Raw genomic sequence first — 20,066 nt, forward strand, 5'->3', positions numbered from 1 at the left:
GTCTCCCGGGTCCCGCATGACAGTGCTTTGACTTACCGCCGCCATCTGCCCGGATGTGCGGCGGTTTTTTCTTATATATGGCCGTTTGGGAGAGGATGGCGTCGCGGCAGGTTAGGCGCAGTCGGCCTTTTGTGCGGTTTGCATCGCCTCCAGCGTGGCCTCTAAGGCCAGCATAATTGACGCGTGCCGGTTCTTAAATTCTCGGGCCGGCGTCAACACTTCGAGACCGTCAAATGGGGCGTCCGGGGCAGGGCCGCCTTCGGTCAGCATCGCCTTGAGCTGATCGCGCGCCGTTTCAACCTCACCCGTACTGCGCCCGATGATCGCCGCGCCGACAACCGCGGCTGAGGCCTGGCCGAGCGCACAAGCTTTGACGTCCTGCGCAAACCGCGCGACCTTGCCATCCTCCAGCGCCACATCCACCGTTACAGTTGACCCGCACAGCGGCGAGCGCCGCTTGACCGTTGCATCCGGCGCGTCCAGCGACCCCTGATGCGGAATATCCGCCGCCAGCGCGAGGATCTTGGTGGAGTATAGCTTGATCAGATCGGTTTCGCCGGACATGTAGATTTCCTGGGTTTCCCTAAGGCCGTGTTCCCCATACATAGGGGCGCGCCCCCGAGATGCAAAAGGTTTTTGACATGCAAGATCCGGTGAAATTTTCGCCTGAAACGTTGACTTACAATGAGGCGGGGCTGGTGCCCTGTATCGCGCAGGACGTGGAAAGCGGCGAAATCCTGATGATGGCCTGGATGAATACGGAAAGCGTTGCCAAGACACTCGAGACCGGGCGCGTGACCTATTGGTCGCGCTCGCGCCAGTCGTTCTGGATCAAGGGCGAAAGCTCCGGCCACGTTCAGGAGTTGGTGGAGCTGCGGGTGGACTGTGATCGGGATGCGTTGCTGGCGATGGTGCGGCAAACCGGTCCTGCTTGCCACACCAATCGACGCAGCTGTTTCTACACCGCAGTGCGCGATGGGAACGAAGTTGAGATCATGACGCCAATGTCCTGATTTATCGGGGAACCTAGCCCAGTCCGACAAGCGCTCTGATGTCTTGCGGACTGGCGCCGTCGGCACGATATTTCGCAATCGCGCGGGCGTCATCCCGCTTGGCGAGGCGCTTGCCCTGCGGATCGCGGATCAGTCGGTGGTGATGATAGCGCGGCACGGGCAGGTCTAGGAGGGCTTGCAACACCACATGGATTTGCGTGCTCTCAAACAGATCTGCTCCGCGAACCACATCGGTGATCCCCTGATCTGCATCATCCACTACCACGGACAGGTGATAAGAGCTGCCCATATTGCGGCGCACGAGAATGATGTCGCCCACTGCCTGGAGCAAGTGGTCCCGTTCGAGTGAAATACATCCGCCAAGGTCCTGCGATGTCTCAAAAAACGCCAGTTGGGGGAGCTGCTCCAGCGCGGCCGCCATATTGAGGCGGATCACATCATCCGGGCCAGCCTCCACCATGCTGCGCTGGCGACAGGTTCCGGGATAGATCCTCCCATCGGGGCCGAACTGCGGGACGCCTTCCTGCGGGGCACCGGCTGCCGCTTCGATATCAGAGCGATTACAACGGCATGGATAGGTCAGGCCACGCGCATTGAGCCGTTCCAACGCCGCACGGTATCGGTGCAGGCGATCTGATTGGCGCATAACGGGTGTGGGCCATGTCAGGCCCAGCCACGTCAGATCCTCATAGATCTGCGCCTCCCAAGAGGCCCGGGCGCGGGACTGGTCGATATCCTCAATACGCAGCAGGAACTGACCGTTCTGCTGTTTGGCCATATCGGACGCGAGCAGCGCGGAATAGGCATGTCCGAGATGCAGCGGCCCCGTCGGCGACGGGGCAAAACGAGTGGTGAAGGTCACACTTTTTCAATCACATAGACGTCAGCGTTCAAGTTGAGGCCCGGTAGGTGCGGGCCATTTTCCTTGAATAGCAACCGGGCCGCCCCGCAATCAAGCCATTCATTCATCGCACCGATGTAGCTGGGATCGGCAAGCGCATGATCGTTCAGAGAAAACGCCAGCAGATCGCCCCGGTTCAGACCATGCATTAAATGCCCAAAAACGGAGGCCGGTGCCGCCCCGGTACCAAGCACGCCACAGGCGATAACGGCTTTGTAAACACCTGATTTGAACGGCGTGCTGCTGTCGGGATCGATCTGCGTCAGGTTCCTGTGGGCACCCTTGCTGCGGGCGACGTTCAGCATTTCCTGCGAGGGATCAACGCCATCTATGGTTTCATATCCAACCCGGCGCAGCGCAATCCCGGAGAGTCCGGTCCCGCAGCCAAAGTCCAGCAAAGGCGCCGTGGCATCGGGCAGCACGGACCAGAGAGCATCGGCTATCCGGCCGGGAGTCGCATAATTATTTTCAGCGATTTCCGCATCATAGCTGGCTGCCCAGCGATTGTAATGGTCGACAGTCTCTTCAACTGTATTGAGACCGTAGACCTTTTCGAGGAACTTTTCAGTCATGATCCCAGTCTAGAGCCGGGATCATGCGCGCGTCCATCAAAAGTTTTGCAGCCAGTCCTGCCACGCCGCCTTGGCGCGGTCGGTATAGGCCTTGTAGCGGTCCTTGCGCCCGCGACGCCCACCTTTCAGCCCGTCAACAGGGCGGAACAGGCCGAAGTTCACATTCATCGGCTGAAAGGTTTTGGCCTCGGCACCGCCGGTGATGTGATGGATCAAGGCCCCCATGGCGCTGTCCTGCGGCACGTGCGGCAGCTCTTTGCCGAGGATCTCTGCCGCAGCAAGGCGCCCGGCCAGCAACCCCATTGCAGCACTTTCGACATAGCCCTCGACGCCCGTGACCTGACCGGCAAAGCGGATGTTGGGCTTTGATTTCAGCCGCATCTCATGATCCAGCAATGTGGGCGAGTTCAGGAATGTGTTGCGGTGGATACCGCCAAGGCGCGCAAAACTCGCGTTCTCCAGCCCCGGAATCATGCGGAAAACATCAGCTTGGGCGCCGTATTTCATCTTGGTCTGAAAGCCGACGATATTAAACAGCGTACCCAGCGCATTGTCGCGACGCAGCTGTACCACGGCCCAGGCTTTCTCATCCGGTTTATGCGGATTGGTCAGGCCCACGGGTTTCATCGGGCCATGGCGCAGGGTCTCGCGACCGCGCTCTGCCATCACCTCGATCGGCAGGCAGCCGTCGAAATATCCGGCCGTCTCTCCCTCATGAAACTCGGTCTTGTCTGCAGCCAGAAGCGCGTCGATGAAGGCCTCGTATTGATCCTTGGTCATCGGACAATTGAGGTAGGCGGTGCGCTCTTCCTCGGTTTCGCCCTTGTCGTACCGCGACTGCATCCAGGCCTGCGACATGTCGATGCTGTCTGCATAGACAATCGGCGCAATGGCATCGAAAAACGCAAGCCGCTCCGCGCCAGTCTCGCGCTGGATTGCCTCACCCAAGGCAGGCGAGGTCAGCGGACCGGTGGCAAAGATCCACTGTCCGTCCGCGGGCAGGTCGGTGACTTCCTCGTAAGAGATCCGCACGTTGGGCAGGGCCTTGAGTTTGGCCGTCACGGTTTCCGCAAACGGGTCGCGGTCGACCGCCAGGGCGCCACCGGCGGGCAGGCGATGCTCGTCCGCCGTGGTCATGATCAGACCATTGGCCGCGCGCATTTCCCAATGCAAAAGCCCCACGGCGTTCTGCTCGTCATCATCCGAGCGGAAGGAGTTGGAGCAGACCATTTCGCCCAAGTTGCCGGTCTGGTGGGCAAAGGTTTCAACCTTGGGCCGCATCTCGTGGATCACCACGTTGACGCCCATGTGGGCCGCCTGCCAGGCGGCCTCGGATCCGGCCATTCCGCCGCCGACGATATGAAGCTCTTGTGTCATGACAGGGCACATAGGGCAGGTGGCCTGCGGGCGCAATATCGCCTGATGGTCATCGGTGCGGGGAGGCGGAAATAATTAGGGCCGCAGCTTCGTGGACGTCAAACCCGGGTGAGAGATCCGGTAGGAGGGACGATCCGAAGCAGCGGCCCGAATTGCGGCAAGCCAGTTGGCCTGCCCAACTCTTGCCACGATCTTGCCTTCTTTAGAAGCCTCAATATGGAAACAATACCGCGCCATTCGTAAACAAAGGCTAAATTGTCCGAAAATTTTAGGAAAAATCATCAGAAGTTCTGAGCCCGTGAACGGCAGGACTTAAAATGCCGTGGCGTTTTATGCAAAATTTCTTGAGGCGGCCCTTGCTGCATGCACACTGACGCGCAGACAGAAGTGGGGACGCCGGGATGGACTTGGTTTTTACAAAAGAGGGGCTGAGCGCCTATCTGGAGGATGTTTTTCCGCAGATCCGGGGTGAGTTCAGCATAGATGAGCTGAGCCCCGGTGCGATCACCATGCGCCTGAATGTCCAGGATCGGCACCTGCGTCCCGGTGGCACCGTGTCGGGGCCTTCGATGTTTGCGCTCGCCGATGTGGCGGTCTATGCGCTGGTGCTGGCGCATCTGGGACGCGAGGCGCTTGCGGTCACGACCAATGCCTCGCTTGATTTCATGCGCAAACCCGAAAGCGGCTGCGATCTGTTGGGGCAGGCGCGGCTGCTGAAGCTTGGCCGCAGCCTGGCGGTGGGAGATGTGCTGCTGTTCTCCGAAGGAAAATCCGCGCCGGTTGCGCGCTCCACCATGACATATTCGATCCCGCCGCAACGGTAAAAGCGCTGTTCAACCTATTTCAGGGGAACAGTTTTTTGACATAGCCTGGCAGGGCAAACGCCGCCTTGTGCACCTCGGGCGTGTAGTAGTCGGGGGTAAGGTTCGCGGCGGCAAAGCGCGCCTCTAGCGTTGCCAGATCCACATCGCGCGCCTTGGTCGAATGGCTGCCCCAGCCAAGCGCCATGGGGCCGCCGACATAGGTCGGAATGGTGGCGAGATAGCAGGTCGCGTCCTGGAACAACGCCTGAAAGGCCCGCATTGTATTGGTCAGTTCGTCCCCTTGCATGAAGGGCACGCCATTCTGGGTGACGATAATGCCGTCCTCGGTCAGGGCGCGGGCGGCATGGCCGTAGAATGTATCGGTAAACAGAACCTCACCCGGGCCGATCGGGTCGGTGGAATCGACAATGATGACGTCGAATTTGTCATCTGTCTCCTTCATGAAGACTGCGCCATCGTTGATCACCAGATTGAGCCGCGCATCGTCAAAGGCGCCCTGGCTCAGCGTTGGCAGGTATTCCTTGGAAAAATCGACAACGCCGGCGTCGATTTCCACCATGGTGACATGCTCGACCGAGGCGTGTTTCAGCACCTCACGCGCAATGCCGCCATCGCCGCCGCCGATAATCAGCACGCGTTTTGCGGCCCCATGCGCCAGGATCGGCACATGGGTCAGCATCTCGTGATAGATGAAGTTGTCGCCTTCGGTGGTCTGAACCACGTCATCGAGCGTCAAAACACGCCCGAAGGTGCCGTTCTGAAAGACCTTGAGCCGCTGGTGCTCGGTCTTGCTGTCGTAATACATTTCGCTCACCCGCAGGGATTGGGCGAAATGATCGTGCAGGCGTTCGGTGTTCCAGACCTCATCCGTCATGCGGCGACCTCCTTTGCGACGATTTCCTCGCCGCGCAACAGTTCACGCACCTCGACCATATTGGTTTCAAAGGCGGATTTCAGCACATCGACGGCCTTCCATGGCTCTGCATCGCCACACATGAAGACGTCAAATGCGCCATAGCCAATTTCCGGCCACGTGTGCACGGAGATATGGCTCTCGGCCAGCACGGCCACACCGGAGACGCCCTGAGGCGAGAATTTATGGGTGTGGATATGCAGCAGGGTTGCGCCGCAGACCTCGACCATCTTGCGAAATGCGTCCTCAATCCGGGTCTGACAGTCCAGACCGGTGCCTTTCATCACTTCGATGATCAGATGCGTGCCGGCAAACACCTTGCCGTCGCGACGGATGAAGTGATCCTCGCGGTCGGCGTCGACCAAAGAGTTCACAATAGCGGTGGACACACCGCGGGCGGTATCTTCCTCATGGGCGCCTGTCTCCAGACCGATCCCCAGTTGGAAGAGGTTGGCGTCTGACATGACACTCCCCTTCGTTCCAGTAGATGACAATCCAGACGGTCCTTAGCGCCCCCCCGAATAAGAGTTCAGGGTTGGGATCGGTACCGAAAGTGAGGCGCAGATAGGAAAGCGCGGGGATTCGATCAAGGTAAAAATGTAGGGAAGCGGGATCGCGCTTGGCCAAAAAAAGGGCCGGAGACATGCTCCGGCCTGCCAGTTGGTTCTGTGCCCCGGGGATCAGGGTCTCCAGAACGGAAGAGTTCCTTCGCGCATGGCGTCCTCTCGTTGGAGGCCGATATCGCGCAGCTGATGCGCCTCGAGGCGGCTCAGCTGGCGGCGGGTGCGCTTTCGGACGGACCATTTGGTGACCAGAACCGCAAATCCGATCGCCGCTTCTGCAACCATCGGCAGCGCCGGGCGGCTGGTCAGATAGGCAAGGTGTGTCGGGTGTTCTGTCACATTTGTCATGGTACGTCTCACATTTTGTATTGATGCAATTTGAATGTGCTGGCATATGATGAGTACAAAATGTGATACGGATTGTCTAAGCGGAGATTGTGATGGGTACAATTTGGCCCTCCACCTTGACCGGATCGCTGGCCGAGAAACCCGGCCCGAAATATAAGCGCGTCGCAGATACGATACGATTGGCGGTCGAGAGTGGTACATTGCAGGTGGGCGCAAAATTGCCACCTGTGCGGGAGTTGGCCTATCAGCTCAGCATCACGCCCGGCACCGTAGCGCGCGCGTATACCATTCTCACCGACGAGGGGGTTTTGCAGGCCGAAGTCGGCCGCGGCACCTTTGTGGCCGAGCGTGAAACCGCCGTGATGGATGATGTCTGGTCGCGTCAGTTGCATCTGCTGGAGCAGAGCAATCCCAACCACGTCAGCCTGTTCAGTCCGCGCCTGGTGGATGTCGGTCAGGTCAAGCTCATCCGAGAAGCACTAAGGAAATCAGCTGACTGCGACCGGCTTTCGCTGTTGAACTATCCGACGCGTGACGCCTATCAACCCGTGCGGCAGACGGTGGTCGACTGGCTGTCGGACACGCCGCTTGGCCCGTTGGGCGAGCGTGACATCGTGCTGACACACGGCGGGCAGAACGCCGTGATGACCGTGTTGCAGGCCATCCTGAAAGACAACAATCCGACCATTCTGGTCGAGGATCTGTCCTATGCCGGGTTCCGGCGCGCGGCCGAAGTCCTGCGCGCCAAGGTTGTCGGTGTCGCCATTGACGAGCACGGCATTGTGCCCGAAGCACTGGAACTTGCGATCAAGAAATCGGGGGGCTCTGTGCTTTGTACCAGTCCAGAAGTGCACAATCCCACAGGGACGTTCACGCCGCTGGAACGCCGCAAGGAGATTCTCGCTGTGCTGCGCCGGCATGGGGTACAAATTATCGAGGATGACTGTTACCGCATGGGCGAGGCGCGGGCGCCCACCTATCGGGCCCTGGCGCCGGACCTCAGCTGGCATGTCACGTCGATTTCCAAATCCCTGACCCCGGCCCTGCGGGTCGGCTTTGCGATCGCGCCGGTCGGAAAATCCTCCGAACTGCGTCGGGTGGCGGAATACGGGTATTTCGGTCTCGCCCAGCCCCTGGCCGAGGTCACGCGTATCCTGCTGTCCGATCCGCGCAGCAAGAAGCTGGTGCAAGCGGTACGCGAGGAAATGGCAGATTACGTGCGGGTCGCCGTCAATGCGCTTGGCGCGTTTGAGCTGACCTGGGACGCGCAGGTGCCCTTCCTGTGGTTGCGCCTGCCATCCGGCTGGCGGGCCGGGGCCTTTACCCGTGCGGCCGAGGGGCAGGGGGTGCAACTGCGGTCCGCGGATGAGTTCGCTCTGCGCGACGGGCGCGCGCCCAATGCGGTGCGCATCGCCATCAACGGGCATGTCACGCTGGCGCGGTTTGAGGATGCGATGCTGCGGCTGCGCATGCTTTTGGACAATCCACCGGAGCAAATCAGCGTTTGAACCCATCAAAGCGTGGGGTATTTTAATACCTATTTTTCAAACTGTTGAAATCAAACGGTTTTATGTGATTTGCCTGTGTTGACTGTTGTGTAACAGCGCCGTAAACCCCGTCCATCGAATTCAGATGGAGTCGCTTGCGGCGCTATCGTCACGACAAACAGGATTGACCTGACATGAAAACCTTCTCTGCTACTCCGGCAGACATCGACAAGAAGTGGATCATCATCGACGCCGAGGGCGTGGTGCTGGGCCGTCTTGCGTCGATCGTTGCCACCCGCCTGCGCGGCAAGCATAAACCGTCGTTCACCCCCCACATGGACATGGGTGACAACGTCATCGTCATCAACGCGGACAAGATCCAGATGACCGGTAAGAAGCGCGATGAGCACTTCTACTGGCACACTGGCCACCCGGGCGGCATCAAGTCCCGCACCAAGCAGCAGATCCTCGACGGTGCACACCCCGAGCGCGTGGTCATGCAGGCCGTGAAACGCATGCTGCCGGGCAACCGCCTGTCCCGTCAGCAGATGACCAACCTGCGCATCTATGCCGGTGCCGAGCACCCGCATGAAGCCCAGAGCCCCGAAGTTCTGGATGTCAAATCCATGAACAAGAAAAACACCCGGAGCTAATGACGATGGCTGATCAGATCAACACTCTCGAAGAGCTGGGCGCTGTCGCAGGCGTCGAAACCGCAGCCGAAGAGCTGGCCCCGCGCGAGCCCGTTCGTGACGAGCTGGGTCGCTCCTACGCCACCGGCAAGCGGAAAGACGCGATTGCCCGTGTCTGGATCAAGCCGGGTTCCGGCAAGGTCGAAGTGAACGGCAAAGAGCTGAACAAATACTTCGCCCGTCCGGTGCTGCAGATGATCCTGCGTCAACCCTTCACCGTTGCCGGTGTGGAAGACCAGTTCGACGTCTACGCAACCGTCAAGGGCGGTGGCCTCTCCGGTCAGGCCGGCGCGGTCAAGCACGGCATCTCCAAAGCGCTGCAGCTTTATGATCCCTCGCTGCGTGGCGCCCTGAAAGCCGCAGGCTTCCTGACCCGCGACAGCCGCGTTGTGGAACGTAAGAAGTTCGGCCGCCGCAAGGCCCGTCGTTCCTTCCAGTTCTCCAAGCGTTAATCCGCTGGATCATACGATTTTGGAAAAGGCCACCTTCGGGTGGCCTTTTTTGTTGATGGTCCCGGCTATGTACCGGTGAGGACCGCTTTGATCCGCAGTAAGCGGGTCAGCTGGCGTGAGGGAGCGCCGTGCGCTGTGTCTCTGGTGGCAGGTCGGTGGCTGGCGGGCGTTGCTCGATCGGGGTGTTTTCCGCGCGGATCCTGAACCGCTGCACGATTTTATCGAGTTGCCGCGCATTGCTATTCAGCAACGTGCTGGCGGCGGTGGTTTCCTCCACCATGGCTGCGTTCTGCTGGGTGACCTGATCGAGCTGAACCACGCCGGTGTTGATTTCTTCCAGACCCGTCGATTGCTCCAGCGCCCCTTCGGCGTTATCGCTGACCAGGCCGGAGATATGCGTGACCTGCTTGACGATGCTCTCAAGCGCGGTGCCTGCATCTCTGACCAGCCCGGCCCCGCGTTCCACCTGATGAGAGCTGTCTCCGATCAGCGCCTTGATCTCCATCGCGGCGCTGGACGACCGTTGCGCGAGGGCCCGCACCTCGGAGGCGACGACGGCAAACCCGCGCCCGGCCTCGCCGGCGCGTGCGGCCTCCACACCGGCGTTCAGGGCCAGAAGGTTGGTCTGGAACGCGATGTCGTCAATCACGCCGATGATCTGTGCGATCTGATCGGAGCCTTTCTCGATTTCGGCCATGGCGTCCACGGCGTCCCGCACCACGGTGCCGCTGCGGGTGGCTTCGATTTTGGCATTCTCGGTGGTCTGTTCAACCGAACGCGCGCCGTCTGCGGCGGATTTGACGCTGGCGGTCAGCTCCTCCAGGGCAGCTGCGGTTTCCTCCAGCGTGGCCGCCTGGCTTTCGGTGCGATGGGACAGGTCGCCCGCGGCCTGGTCGATTTCCGCGGCCCCCGTGCTTAGGCTGTGGGCGGCATCGATCACCTGTTCCATGGCATCGCGCAAACGGCTTATGGTCTGATTGAAACCGGCACGAAGATCTTCGTAGTCCTGCGGGAAGGTGGCGTCGACGCTCACGGTTAGATCGCCGTCAGAGAGGCGGGACAGGCCGCCCCGCAGCTCAGCGACAACAAAATCCTGTTCGGATTTGCGCTTGTCTTGTTCGGCCGCCAGCGCCTCGGCATCACGGCGCATTTGCAGGGTTTCCTGCTTGAACCTGTAGATGACACGCGCCATCCGGCTCAGCTCATCCTTGCCATCGATGCCCTCGACAGGAATGTCGAATTTGCCGTTGGCAAAGCCGTCCACCGCAGCGGTGAGCCCGTGAATACGCTTGATCATGCGTTCGAACACAAGCACCGCAAACCCCAGGGCGCCGGTGACGGCGAGCGCACACAGGATCGCGTAGGTCCGGAAGACGCTGTCGGAACGGTTCTCGATTTCGGTGGAAATCTGTTTGATTTCAGCGGTTAGGCGCTCTTCCTGCATGCGCAGTGCATTGATCCAGTCGCTCGAAAGGGCAAACCAGTCCGGCGCGGTCAGGGCGCCATAGTCACCGCTTTCGAAACCGCCAAGAATGGTCTGCCGCGCCTCTGCGATCCGAGCGTATTCCTCAGTCGCCATCAGCTCTGCCAGCCAGACGTCGAGATCGACCATCGCATCAACCTCATGGAGATGTGCCTGCTGCGCGCCGCCCAGAGAGACGAAGCGGTCATGCAAAGCCAGCGAGAACCCGCCGCCCAGGCCGGTGGCCCCCATGGCACGCTCCAGCCCGGCGGCCTCCTTGGCGGCACCGAGCAAGGTTCGCGCCTGGACGAGGGACTGGACCCGGTGTGACGGGGTCTCGAGTTGAACGGGGCGGGCCAGATCCAGATACATCCCGATGGTTGTCGTGTAATATTTCGCCATTTCGGGCACGGTCAGCGCGAGCGCATCCACCTGTCCACGCATGGCGGCAAGCTGGTCCATCCGCGCGTGCAGCGCTTGGCTCAGATCCGGCTTTTTCGCGATCAGGAACTGAACCTGGTCGGAGACAACCGCCAGGGCCTCGTTGGTCAACTGCCGCTGCGCGGCCAGCTCTTGTGGAAAGTTCTGCCCTTTCGAGGCTATGAAACCGGCGGAATAGCCCCGTTCCTTTTGCAACTCGTGCACGAGCGTGTTGACGAGTGTTTCCTCTTGCGTTTCCAGGCGGGTTGCAGCGGCGTCCGCGCGGTCCTCCCAGTGCCTCTGCAGCTCTAGGACGGCAAAGAAACCGCCCATGGCAAACAGGGGCATGATAACCAAAAACATAATCAATCGAAGAGGCATACCAAGCTCCTAATACCTACCTTGCACAGGGCAGACCCTAGGAGCGGTGCTTTAAGGCGTTCTGAAACAAGAGTAAGCCCATCGTCAAAAGCGCGCAGGCGGCCGCGGACTGCCTGTAAAACGGGCGCGATCCCGTTTTATTCGGGGCGGGACCATGAGCGGGCGCCTCAGACGTCATGCATCATGGGCGTTTGGGGGAGAGCGCTACAGGTCCGGGTCGATCAGGCCCAGACCCCGCAGGTAAATGCCGATCCCACTTTCCAGCAGGTCCTCGGGCGCATAGGGGGAGGCGGTTCCCGGCGCGTTGCGGGCAAAGAGTTCCACGACGCCATGGCTCATCGCCATGATATGGGCGGAGAACATCGAGGCCGGAGGGCGTTTTTCCGCCGGGATGTGCTGGCTCAACTCCGCGGCGGCTTGTTCCAGCACGCCACGCGCCCGTTTGGCGGCATCGGCCAGCTCCGGCGTGCGATTTGCAGAAATGCCGCTTTCGAACATCGCAATATAGTGGCCGGGATGCTTGCGTGCAAAGGCAAGATAGGCGCGCCCGGTGGCTTCGAAGGCGGCGAGGGCAGAGGGCTGATACTTGTCATAGGCGTGCTGCATCAGGTCGGCAAACATCACAAATCCCTGCCGCGCGGCCTCGGCAATCAGGTCCTCGCGCCCCTCGAAGTGGCGATAGACCGCAGCCGGGGTGACGCCGGCCTGTTTTGCCGCCTCCGAGAGGGTGAACCCGGTGGGGCCCTTGACCTCGATCAGGCGCAGGGCGGCCTCCACCAGCGCCTGACGCAGGTTGCCGTGATGATAGCCGCGTTTAGGCATCCCAGATGTCCGGCCCTGCACAGATGCTGGTGTCAGCGACGCCGATGGCCTCGACGTCCTTGTTGTCGTAGTCCGTGTTCAACAGGACATGGCGGATCGCTTCCAGTCGCGCCCGCTTCTTGTCGTCAGAGCGCACCACGGTCCAGGGCGCATGCGGGCTTTGGCCGCGATAGAGGGTTTCGCGGATCGCCCTGGAGTAGGTGTCCCAGCGTTTCAGCCCCTCGACATCGATCCAGCTCAGTTTCCACTGCTTCAGCGGGTCACGCTCCCGGGCCAGAAAGCGCCGCAGCTGCTCCGCCCGCCCGACGTTGAGCCAGAACTTGAACAGGTGAATGCCCTCATCCACCAGCATCTTTTCAAAATCAATGACTTGCGAGAAGAAATGCTCGCGTTCCGCGTCGGTGCAGAAATCGAACACCTTTTCCACCACGCCGCGGTTGTACCAGCTGCGGTCAAAGAAAACGATTTCACCGCCGGCCGGAAGCTGGGTGATATAGCGCTGGAAATACCATTGCGTGGCTTCCGTTTCCGTGGGCTTGTTGAGCGCGACAACACGCGCCCCCCGCGGGTTGAGGTTCTCGCGAAAGCGCTTGATCGTTCCGCCTTTGCCAGCCGCATCCCGGCCCTCAAAGACGATGGCGATGCGTTGACCGGAGGCCTTCACCCAGGCTTGCAGTTTCACCAGTTCGATCTGCAACGCCTCGTACTGGTCCTTGTAGTCCTGTTTCGCGATCTCTTCGCGGTAGGGGTAGGTCGGGTTCAGGATATCGTCCTTATGCGCGGTCTTGATCGCCTTGCGGATCTCCTTGGGCGCCTCGTCCTCGAAGAACGTGCTGATCGCCCCGTCAAACGGCAATGTCATGTCGTGTCCGTCCTTTCTGCGCCAGGATACATGCAGCGGTACTGTCCAATGTTAACGGGCTTAACGCAAGCCAGCCCGCTGCGCCGCCCGATGCACCGCATTCACCACCGCCTCGGTATGGGTTTGATGCGGCATATGTCCGACCCCATCGAGCGGCGTCAGGCGCGCAGTTGAAGTATCGGCCACAAGCCGCTCTGCGTGAATGGAAATTCCCACTGTGGTATCTGCGGTGCCATGCACGATTTCGATCGGCATGGTCAGGTCCGGATACTGCGGCGCCATGGCCTCGACCTCGGACAGGAGGTTGGCCCGCTGGCGCGCATTGGCCCGCAGCGAGGACCGCCGCAGGCTCATCTCCAGCCCGAAATGTTCGGCGAACCCTTTCGGCACCTCCTGCGGGGCAAAGACCTCGGCAAGCGAATTGCGGACATAGCTTTTGGGCACCAGGGCCGTCAGCAAGGGCACGACCAGCTGGCCGCCAAGACGCGAGGAGGTGAGCTGATAGAACGCCGGAAGCGGCGCCTCCCAGGGGTGAGAGACACCGGACACATTGACCACCGCCGCCGTGTGCTCGGGGAACTGCGTGGCCCAGGCGAGGGCAACTGCGCCGCCATAGCTTTGTCCCAGAACGATCGGGCGGCTGACGCCGAGCTGCGCGCTGGCGGCCTGCAGGATCTCCGCCTGGGTCTGGATGCTGGTGCCGGTCGGGCTGACCGGATCGGAATAGCCGAGGCCGGGGCGGTCAAAGATCAGGATATGATAGGCATCCTCCAGCGCCGGTGACAGGCGGAATGTCATGTCCCGGGAGCTGCCGTTGGAGCCATGGATCAGCACCAGATCCGGAGCACTCCCCCTGGTCTGGCCCCGTTCCACCACATGCACCCGATGCCCCTGCACGTCTATGAACTGCCCCTGCGGCGGATAGGCCGCCATCGCGCGCGCCTCCCGCGTGGTGATGCGGGAGGACAGCGAGGCACAGCCCGCCGCAAGCGCCAGAACCAGTAGGGTAAGTGCCCCCATGCGCACCACTCAGGCCCGCAGATCCGTGGATTCCAGCCCGATCTTCTGCACGTCGAAGGGCGTGGTTTCGTAAATCTCCGAAATCCAGTTGCGATAGAGCAGATGCGCGTGGCTGCGCCAGCGGTTCAGCGGCGTCTTGGAGGGATCATCGTCGGGATAGTAGTTCAGCGGCACGTTGATTTCCGTGCCGGAAGCCACATCGCGATCATATTCCTGCTTCAGCGTGTCGCTGTCATATTCAAAGTGGTTGAAGATATAGAGCGCCCGATGGCCGGGGTCTTCGACCAGACAAGGGCCGACATCCGGGCTGCCGAGCAAGGTGCGCAACCCCGGTGCCGCGTCGATTTCGGATTGGTGCATCTCCGTCCAGCGGGAGACGGGGATCACGAAATCATCCGAAAACCCAAGAAGATAGGGCGAGGTCGGCCGCAGGTTCTGATGCCGGAAACAGCCAAAGGCCTTTTTCTCCAGCATATGTTTGCGCACGCCGTGAAAGTAGTTGATCATCGCCATGCCGCCCCAGCAGACGCCAAATGTGGAATGCACATTGGTCTGGGTCCATTCAAAGACCTCGCAGAGTTCCTGCCAGTAGGTGACGTCTTCAAAGTCAAGATGCTCGATCGGCGCGCCGGTGATGATCAGCCCGTCGAACTTCTGATCCTTGACCTCCTGGAAGGGGCGATAGAATTCCTCCATATGCGCCGCCGCGGTGTTCTTGGTCTGATGCTCGGTCATCCGGATCAGCGAGAACTCGATCTGCAACGGCGTTGCCCCGATCAGCCGGGCAAACTGGTTTTCCGTCTGGATCTTCTTCGGCATCAGGTTCAACAGGCCGATCTTGATCGGGCGGATATCCTGACGGGCGGCCTGATCCGGCGACATGACCATGACGCCTTCGTTCGACAGAACGGAGTAGGCGGGCAGGTCAGCGGGAATCTTGATAGGCATGTCAGGTCCTTTTTGGGAATGTGCCGTGGTCTCGGGGCGGGATCTTGAACGATGGGATCTTAGCGAAGGGTTTCAGATGGCGATAGCGGGCGGGGCGGTCCGGGCCCGACGGGCCGGCTCCGGTAGATAGGACTGTTACGAACGGGCCTCAAGGGCGGATGAGATCAACTCCTCGAAATCGGAATTTGATTGCACCTGTGCGATCTGGTCGGCGGTGACGGTGACGCCCCATTGCGCGGCCATCGCCTCGTATCGCGGTTGCCGGTGGGCCAGCGCCTGGGCATAGGTCCAGCGCAGAAAGGCATGCGGATCGACCTCGCTGTCGGAGAGCTGGTTCTCGGCCAGATACTCTTGCCAGACGCGGGTCAGAAATTCGGGCTGATAGGCCATCGGCTTGGGCGCGCGGTCGAAACGGCGTATCAACTCCTGCGTGTGGGCCTCGGTGCCCTTGATCCAGACCAGCAGGGTCCGGGCGCTCAGTTCCGTCAGCAGCGGATCATTGGGATCGTTCGCATCCACCCATTCGCAGATGGAGCCGCCGGAATCGCAGATGAAATGCGGATAGCCGTAGATGCGCTCCGAGCGTTCGATAAAGTATCGGGTGTCCAAGAGGGCGTCGATCTCGGCCCGGCGGAACTGATCCTGCCGCCGGTGATACTCGGCAATTGGCAGGCCACCTTTGGCGGGATCGCCCGGCACCCCGAGATAGGCGGTCACCGCGCTCAGGTTCTCGAAGGTGATGTTGGAGGAAATATCAATGGAATCGTTCAGCAGCAGCTGGCGCAGGAACGGCACCTTCATCGCCTCGGCCTTGGCATTGTCGGCGATATATTCACCCATATAGCGCGTGCCGATGCGGTAATCGGCGGAATAGTGGAACCACTGCCCCGAGCCCCGCAGCACGTTGCTGATATAGGTTTTCCCAAGGCCGGACATGCCAAAGAAAAGAACCCGTTTTGAGGGCGCATCGCGCCACGCCTGAGCGGAGGAGTAAAGCATGAAACTGCTGCCTTTTTCGCGGTCTGTCCCGCCTTGCTAGACAGGCGGGCGCGGCAGGTCAATTGCGGTTGACGGCAGTGGCGCCCAGAAAGCAGATCGCCCCCGGCACAGGGCCGGGGGCGATTGCTGTGGTCACATCCGAAGACGGATCAGAAGTAGAAGCCGACTTTCAGACCAAAGCTGAGCGCATCGCTGTCCTTGAAGCTGGCCCGAGCGGTATCCGGCGTGCCGGTTTCCGCAAACGCATCATCCAGCATGGTGTAGCGCAGACCCGCGGCGACCTTGATGTTCTCGTTCTTGTACTGAACGCCAAGACGGATTGCCTGGGCGCCATGTGTTGGCGCCAGGGGCGACACCAGATCATCCCCATCCACATCCTCGTACATATATGCCAGCGACGCAGACCAGTTTTCGTTGATCCGGCGACCAACCCCAAGCGTGTAGGTGATGGAATCGTCAAGCGTGATCAGCTCGACCGGCACCGGCAGGGCCGCATTGACGGCAACCGGGTCAAGACGCGTGGTGCTGTGTTCCACCCAGCGGATGCCAGCCAGAAGCAGCGTGTCCTGCGCGATCCCGGTCTGGAAGTCGATATTCAGCGACTGCGGCGTCTTGGTCTTGTGCTCGGTGACGGTGGACGCGCCGCCCAGAGCCACCGGGAAGTTCTCGGTCACTTCGAAATCATGCGTGATTTCAGAGTTGTAGGTGACAGCAAGACGCAGGGCGATGTCCGGGATCTCATACGCACCGCCGACAACGAAGCCAAAACCGCCCTCGTTTGCAACATTGACGTTATAGCCGGAAAGCGCGCCATAGGCCGCACCGGACAAGGCCAGATCGCCTTTGATCTCCTGATAGCGCAGACCGCCGTGCAGGCTGAACTGGTCGTTCACCTTGTAGCGCAGAAGCGTGGTGATCGCGTTTGATGTCGCATCGGCAAAGGTGCCGTTCAGCAGGGCGGAGCCACCGGTCGAGGGATAGGCGACATCCACGCCCCAAGGCTGATCAAAAATCACGGCCAGCGCCAGGCGATCATTGATATCGGTCTTGAACCCGCCGCCGAACATGTTGAAGCGGTTGGCAACATTCCCGGTTGCCGATTCCGCCGGGTTGAACGTGGCAAGATCGTTGCCGTTCAGGTCCGGGGATGTGGTGGCAAAGGAGAACTCCGCATAGGTTCCCTCTTCGAAAATGATATCTACCGGTTGACCGGTGCGATCCAGCCCAGCCGCCATGGCGGTGGATGCCAGCAATGTCGTCGCAAGGGATGCGGCGATATAAGTCTTCATTTCTTGTCCTCCCTCAGCTGCGTGCGAAATTTTGTTTCGCTGCGCATTCTGATCCGAGCGTAAAGACAATATGACAGTCCCGGCAATGTTGACGGGACGGCAGTTGACGTCACCTTTTTGCGGGAATCCGGCTACTGTTGCCGAGAGGATACAATATTGATGAAATTCCCGGTAAAGATGAGTGCGGCGCCGACGAACAGCCAGATCTCGACCGACTCACCGTAGATCAGCCAGCCCAGCAGGGCGATGAAGGGCAGGCGGGCGAAATCCACCGGCACCACCACCGCAGCGGGCGCCAGAGACAGCGCGTTGGTGATGCAGAAATGGGCGCTCAGACCGGCGCAGCCGATGATCAGCAGGAACGGCAGGCTCTGGGCATCGGGCAAGGCCACATCCAGATCATAGCCGGCAAAGAGGATGCCCAAGACCAGCTGCATCAGGGTCAACCAGAACATGATCGACCAGATGCTTTCGGTCCGGGTCAGGCGTTTGGTTGCGATATTGGTCAGGGCAAAGAACACGGCAGATCCAGCGGCGCAGGCGAGCCCGATGTTGAAGGTCGCGGGGCTGGGGCGGGCCACGATGAGGATGCCGACAAACCCGAGGCTGACCGCCAGCATGCGCATCCGCGTCAGCCGTTCTCCGAGCAGGAGTGGCGCCAGCAGGATCACCCAGATCGGCGAGGTGAACTCCAGCGCAAAGACCTGCGCCAGCGGAATCGCCGACACCGCATAGAACCACAGGTTCTGGCCGGTAAAATGCGCCATGTTGCGCAGGCCGTGGTGTTTCAGCCGTTTGGTGCTGACCTGGGGCCAGCGCCGCAGCGCGGTGATCATCGCGGCCACCACCACAACGCCGACCAAGCTGCGGTACATCATGATCTCGAAGGTATCGAGCGACAGGCTGGCCTCGCGACCGGCGATTGCCATGGCGGAGAACGACAGAATGGCGCCGATCATCCAGGTGGCGGCGCGCAGCAAGGTGCTGTCGCGCGCGGCGTCGGCTTCGGCGATACGATCTTGCATGGTGTCCCCCTGCTGCTCTGCTGTGCAATTGGGGGGCAAATCAGTGCCGGGTCAACCCCGGTCAGGCCGCAGCCTGCCGGTCAGCCATGTCGAGAGAGCCGTTGACGGCGATATATTTGTCCACCAGCGCCTCCGGGTCGAATTTATGCCGCCGGATTGCGATGTCGATCTGATCCACCAGTTCATCGGAGGTGGCGACGGCATTGGCGTTTTTCTTGGGCGGCAAGACCGGCGCCGTGTCCTGTCCAAGCGCGCTCAGCAGCGCGGCGGCGCCTTGCGGGCGGGTGATCTCTTCAAGTTGCGCGCGGACAAACCGGATGCGGTCGCCGAAGACGCGCTCGTAATAGGTCTGGCGGCATTCCATTTCCAGCGTGTACCAGATCGCATGTCCAACCGGCCCCATCGGCAGAAACGGCACCGCGCTGACCATGCTGTTGGGGTATTGCGGCGCCAGATACCATTGCCACAGCAGGGTGATATTGGTGAAATCGTGCCGATTGACATAGCTGGCGCATTGCCGGGCCAGGTCGCGACGCAGCACGATCACCGTGGTGTCGGCGTTGCGGGGGTGGTCGACAAGCGCCTCGATCAGACCGCATTTCCCCAGCGTGTGATTGGTTTCGCCGTAGGGCGTCTGCAGGGGCAACGCGTCCAGCTTGGTTTGCCAGAACGCGCGGATCTCCGCGTTCGAACCGTAGGTGTTGAAGCTGCGCATCAGGCGGATGTCGGGCATGCGGGTGCCGAAATCCTCGATCCCGAGTGGTTCGTGGATGGCATTGATGCCCAGGTTGGCGCTCAGGAACTCCGCCAGCCAGGAGGATCCTGACCGGCCGGCCGCGAGAGAGAAATAGACTTGGCTCATGGGGAGGTCCTTTGGTCAGGCAGCGGATTGCAGCGGATGGGCATAGCCGAAGGCGTCGATCTGGGCGCGACAGGCGCGCGCGACGGTCGCTGCCGCCTCCGGATGGCGTTGATACATGTCCTGCATCGAGGTCCCGGTCTTGGGGCGAATGTCCGCCTTGCTCTTGAGGACATCCAGAACATCGGCCAACCCCTTGATCCCGAGGGAGTCTATGTCGTCATGGAGGTGCTCGTAGCGCAGGTAGTGATCCATGCGTGCGGGACCTTCCAGCGGTGCGATCTGGTCGTTGAAGTTGAGACCATCGCCGAGGGCGGCGACAAACTGGCCAAAATCGACCCCCTGCGCCGCCAGATTGCTGACATGGTCCTGCCAGAAGTACATGGAGATCGCCACGTCATACGGGTTGCGCACCAGGGTCACCTTTCGGTAGCTCTCCCACAGCTCTGCCGGGACCGCCGCCTGGATGTCGGGGGCGGGCATATGGTTGTAGAAGGTCGCGGGTGATCGGAATTCGCCGCGTCCCGCACCGAGCTGCCAGACAGGGGTCTGATAGTTCTGCGCGCCGCGACAGCCCAACTGCCGCCGCATCTCCTCGTCCACCGGAGAGATCGGGGTGATGGTGCAATCCGGCCCGCAAAGCCCGGACAACGCGATTTCAAAGGAGGTCCCTGCGACCTTTTTTGTCTTTACAAAAATGAGCCGCTGCGTGTGACAGATGATCATGTGCCGCCTTTTGGGTTGGCACCGTCGGAAACGGGTGCTTGAGAGATGTCTCCTGTTTCTACCCCGCCGGGGTTAAGGGCGGGTTGACCGGCTTGAGATAAATTCTCCGCA

The 20,066-nt window shown here is 60.8% G+C and carries 22 protein-coding genes; 5 read left to right on the forward strand and 17 right to left on the reverse strand.

Features of this window, described 5'->3' with window-relative positions; all coding sequences use genetic code 11:
- Positions 1-111: 111 nt before the first annotated feature.
- Positions 112-564, reverse strand: a complete 453-nt coding sequence (locus MHM88_RS01125) for an iron-sulfur cluster assembly scaffold protein (protein WP_239321592.1) — start codon at positions 562-564, stop codon at positions 112-114.
- A 59-nt stretch (positions 565-623) separates the two neighbouring features.
- Here MHM88_RS01125 and hisI point away from each other — a divergent pair, with 59 nt between their 5' ends.
- Positions 624-1,013 (forward strand): phosphoribosyl-AMP cyclohydrolase, encoded by a 390-nt coding sequence (gene hisI / locus MHM88_RS01130; RefSeq protein ID WP_239359168.1) that lies wholly within the window; start codon positions 624-626, stop codon positions 1,011-1,013.
- A gap of 13 nt (positions 1,014-1,026) precedes the next feature.
- On the opposite strand, the gene gluQRS is transcribed toward hisI, so the two are convergent.
- The 3 genes from gluQRS to trmFO are packed head-to-tail and all read right to left on the reverse strand — an operon-like array spanning position 1,027 to position 3,863.
- The gene (gene gluQRS / locus MHM88_RS01135) at positions 1,027-1,875 is read right to left on the reverse strand and encodes a tRNA glutamyl-Q(34) synthetase GluQRS (protein WP_239359170.1); all 849 of its coding nucleotides are present in this window, start codon (positions 1,873-1,875) and stop codon (positions 1,027-1,029) included.
- Positions 1,872-2,486: a class I SAM-dependent methyltransferase gene (locus MHM88_RS01140; RefSeq protein WP_168593872.1), complete on the reverse strand. Its 615-nt coding sequence runs from the start codon at positions 2,484-2,486 to the stop codon at positions 1,872-1,874. Before MHM88_RS01140 ends, gluQRS begins: the two co-directional genes overlap by 4 nt.
- A gap of 36 nt (positions 2,487-2,522) precedes the next feature.
- Positions 2,523-3,863, reverse strand: coding sequence for a methylenetetrahydrofolate--tRNA-(uracil(54)-C(5))-methyltransferase (FADH(2)-oxidizing) TrmFO (trmFO, locus tag MHM88_RS01145; RefSeq protein WP_239359172.1), 1,341 nt, complete (start codon positions 3,861-3,863; stop codon positions 2,523-2,525).
- 401 nt (positions 3,864-4,264) lie between these two features.
- Between trmFO and MHM88_RS01150 the strand changes: the two genes are divergently transcribed.
- Positions 4,265-4,687, forward strand: coding sequence for a PaaI family thioesterase (locus MHM88_RS01150; protein ID WP_239359174.1), 423 nt, complete (start codon positions 4,265-4,267; stop codon positions 4,685-4,687).
- Positions 4,688-4,706: 19 nt separating this feature from the next.
- Here the strand turns inward: MHM88_RS01150 and speE are convergent, their stop codons facing one another.
- From speE to MHM88_RS01165, 3 genes are all read right to left on the reverse strand, one after another.
- Positions 4,707-5,561 carry a polyamine aminopropyltransferase gene (gene speE / locus MHM88_RS01155; protein WP_239359176.1) on the reverse strand — a complete coding sequence of 285 codons (855 nt, stop codon included), beginning with the start codon at positions 5,559-5,561 and terminating at the stop codon, positions 4,707-4,709.
- Positions 5,558-6,064, reverse strand: a complete 507-nt coding sequence (speD, locus tag MHM88_RS01160) for an adenosylmethionine decarboxylase (protein WP_239321578.1) — start codon at positions 6,062-6,064, stop codon at positions 5,558-5,560. Before speD ends, speE begins: the two co-directional genes overlap by 4 nt.
- A gap of 216 nt (positions 6,065-6,280) precedes the next feature.
- Entirely contained in the window at positions 6,281-6,511 is a 231-nt protein-coding gene (locus tag MHM88_RS01165; protein WP_239321576.1) for a DUF1127 domain-containing protein, read from the reverse strand.
- A 92-nt stretch (positions 6,512-6,603) separates the two neighbouring features.
- Between MHM88_RS01165 and MHM88_RS01170 the strand changes: the two genes are divergently transcribed.
- The 3 genes from MHM88_RS01170 (at position 6,604) to rpsI (ending at position 9,142) form a co-directional block, all read left to right on the forward strand.
- Positions 6,604-8,019, forward strand: a complete 1,416-nt coding sequence (locus MHM88_RS01170) for a PLP-dependent aminotransferase family protein (protein ID WP_239359178.1) — start codon at positions 6,604-6,606, stop codon at positions 8,017-8,019.
- A gap of 173 nt (positions 8,020-8,192) precedes the next feature.
- On the forward strand, positions 8,193-8,651 hold the full coding sequence (rplM, locus tag MHM88_RS01175; protein ID WP_239321572.1) for a 50S ribosomal protein L13: 459 nt from the start codon (positions 8,193-8,195) through the stop codon (positions 8,649-8,651).
- 5 nt (positions 8,652-8,656) lie between these two features.
- Positions 8,657-9,142 carry a 30S ribosomal protein S9 gene (gene rpsI / locus MHM88_RS01180; RefSeq protein ID WP_239321570.1) on the forward strand — a complete coding sequence of 162 codons (486 nt, stop codon included), beginning with the start codon at positions 8,657-8,659 and terminating at the stop codon, positions 9,140-9,142.
- A gap of 106 nt (positions 9,143-9,248) precedes the next feature.
- On the opposite strand, the gene MHM88_RS01185 is transcribed toward rpsI, so the two are convergent.
- From MHM88_RS01185 to MHM88_RS01230, 10 genes are all read right to left on the reverse strand, one after another.
- Positions 9,249-11,405 (reverse strand): methyl-accepting chemotaxis protein, encoded by a 2,157-nt coding sequence (locus MHM88_RS01185; RefSeq protein WP_239359180.1) that lies wholly within the window; start codon positions 11,403-11,405, stop codon positions 9,249-9,251.
- A 204-nt stretch (positions 11,406-11,609) separates the two neighbouring features.
- Positions 11,610-12,227 carry a TetR/AcrR family transcriptional regulator gene (locus tag MHM88_RS01190; RefSeq protein WP_239321566.1) on the reverse strand — a complete coding sequence of 206 codons (618 nt, stop codon included), beginning with the start codon at positions 12,225-12,227 and terminating at the stop codon, positions 11,610-11,612.
- On the reverse strand, positions 12,220-13,089 hold the full coding sequence (ppk2, locus tag MHM88_RS01195; RefSeq protein WP_239321564.1) for a polyphosphate kinase 2: 870 nt from the start codon (positions 13,087-13,089) through the stop codon (positions 12,220-12,222). The genes MHM88_RS01190 and ppk2 overlap by 8 nt, the downstream gene beginning before the upstream one ends.
- 60 nt (positions 13,090-13,149) lie before the next feature.
- On the reverse strand, positions 13,150-14,109 hold the full coding sequence (locus tag MHM88_RS01200; protein ID WP_239359182.1) for an alpha/beta fold hydrolase: 960 nt from the start codon (positions 14,107-14,109) through the stop codon (positions 13,150-13,152).
- Between the two features lie 9 nt (positions 14,110-14,118).
- A complete protein-coding gene (gene metA / locus MHM88_RS01205; protein ID WP_239321561.1) occupies positions 14,119-15,057 on the reverse strand; it encodes a homoserine O-succinyltransferase in 939 nt (312 codons plus the stop codon).
- 135 nt (positions 15,058-15,192) lie between these two features.
- Positions 15,193-16,056 (reverse strand): ATPase, encoded by an 864-nt coding sequence (locus MHM88_RS01210; RefSeq protein WP_239321559.1) that lies wholly within the window; start codon positions 16,054-16,056, stop codon positions 15,193-15,195.
- A gap of 149 nt (positions 16,057-16,205) precedes the next feature.
- Positions 16,206-17,345, reverse strand: coding sequence for an OmpP1/FadL family transporter (locus MHM88_RS01215; protein ID WP_239321557.1), 1,140 nt, complete (start codon positions 17,343-17,345; stop codon positions 16,206-16,208).
- Positions 17,346-17,476: 131 nt separating this feature from the next.
- Positions 17,477-18,370 carry a DMT family transporter gene (locus MHM88_RS01220; RefSeq protein WP_239359184.1) on the reverse strand — a complete coding sequence of 298 codons (894 nt, stop codon included), beginning with the start codon at positions 18,368-18,370 and terminating at the stop codon, positions 17,477-17,479.
- 61 nt (positions 18,371-18,431) lie between these two features.
- Positions 18,432-19,232, reverse strand: coding sequence for a hypothetical protein (locus MHM88_RS01225; protein WP_239359186.1), 801 nt, complete (start codon positions 19,230-19,232; stop codon positions 18,432-18,434).
- A 15-nt stretch (positions 19,233-19,247) separates the two neighbouring features.
- The gene (locus MHM88_RS01230) at positions 19,248-19,955 is read right to left on the reverse strand and encodes a sulfotransferase domain-containing protein (protein ID WP_239321552.1); all 708 of its coding nucleotides are present in this window, start codon (positions 19,953-19,955) and stop codon (positions 19,248-19,250) included.
- Positions 19,956-20,066 lie beyond the last annotated feature (111 nt).

The sequence above is a fragment of the Epibacterium sp. MM17-32 genome (genome assembly GCF_022348205.1).
Lineage (GTDB): Bacteria > Pseudomonadota > Alphaproteobacteria > Rhodobacterales > Rhodobacteraceae > Epibacterium.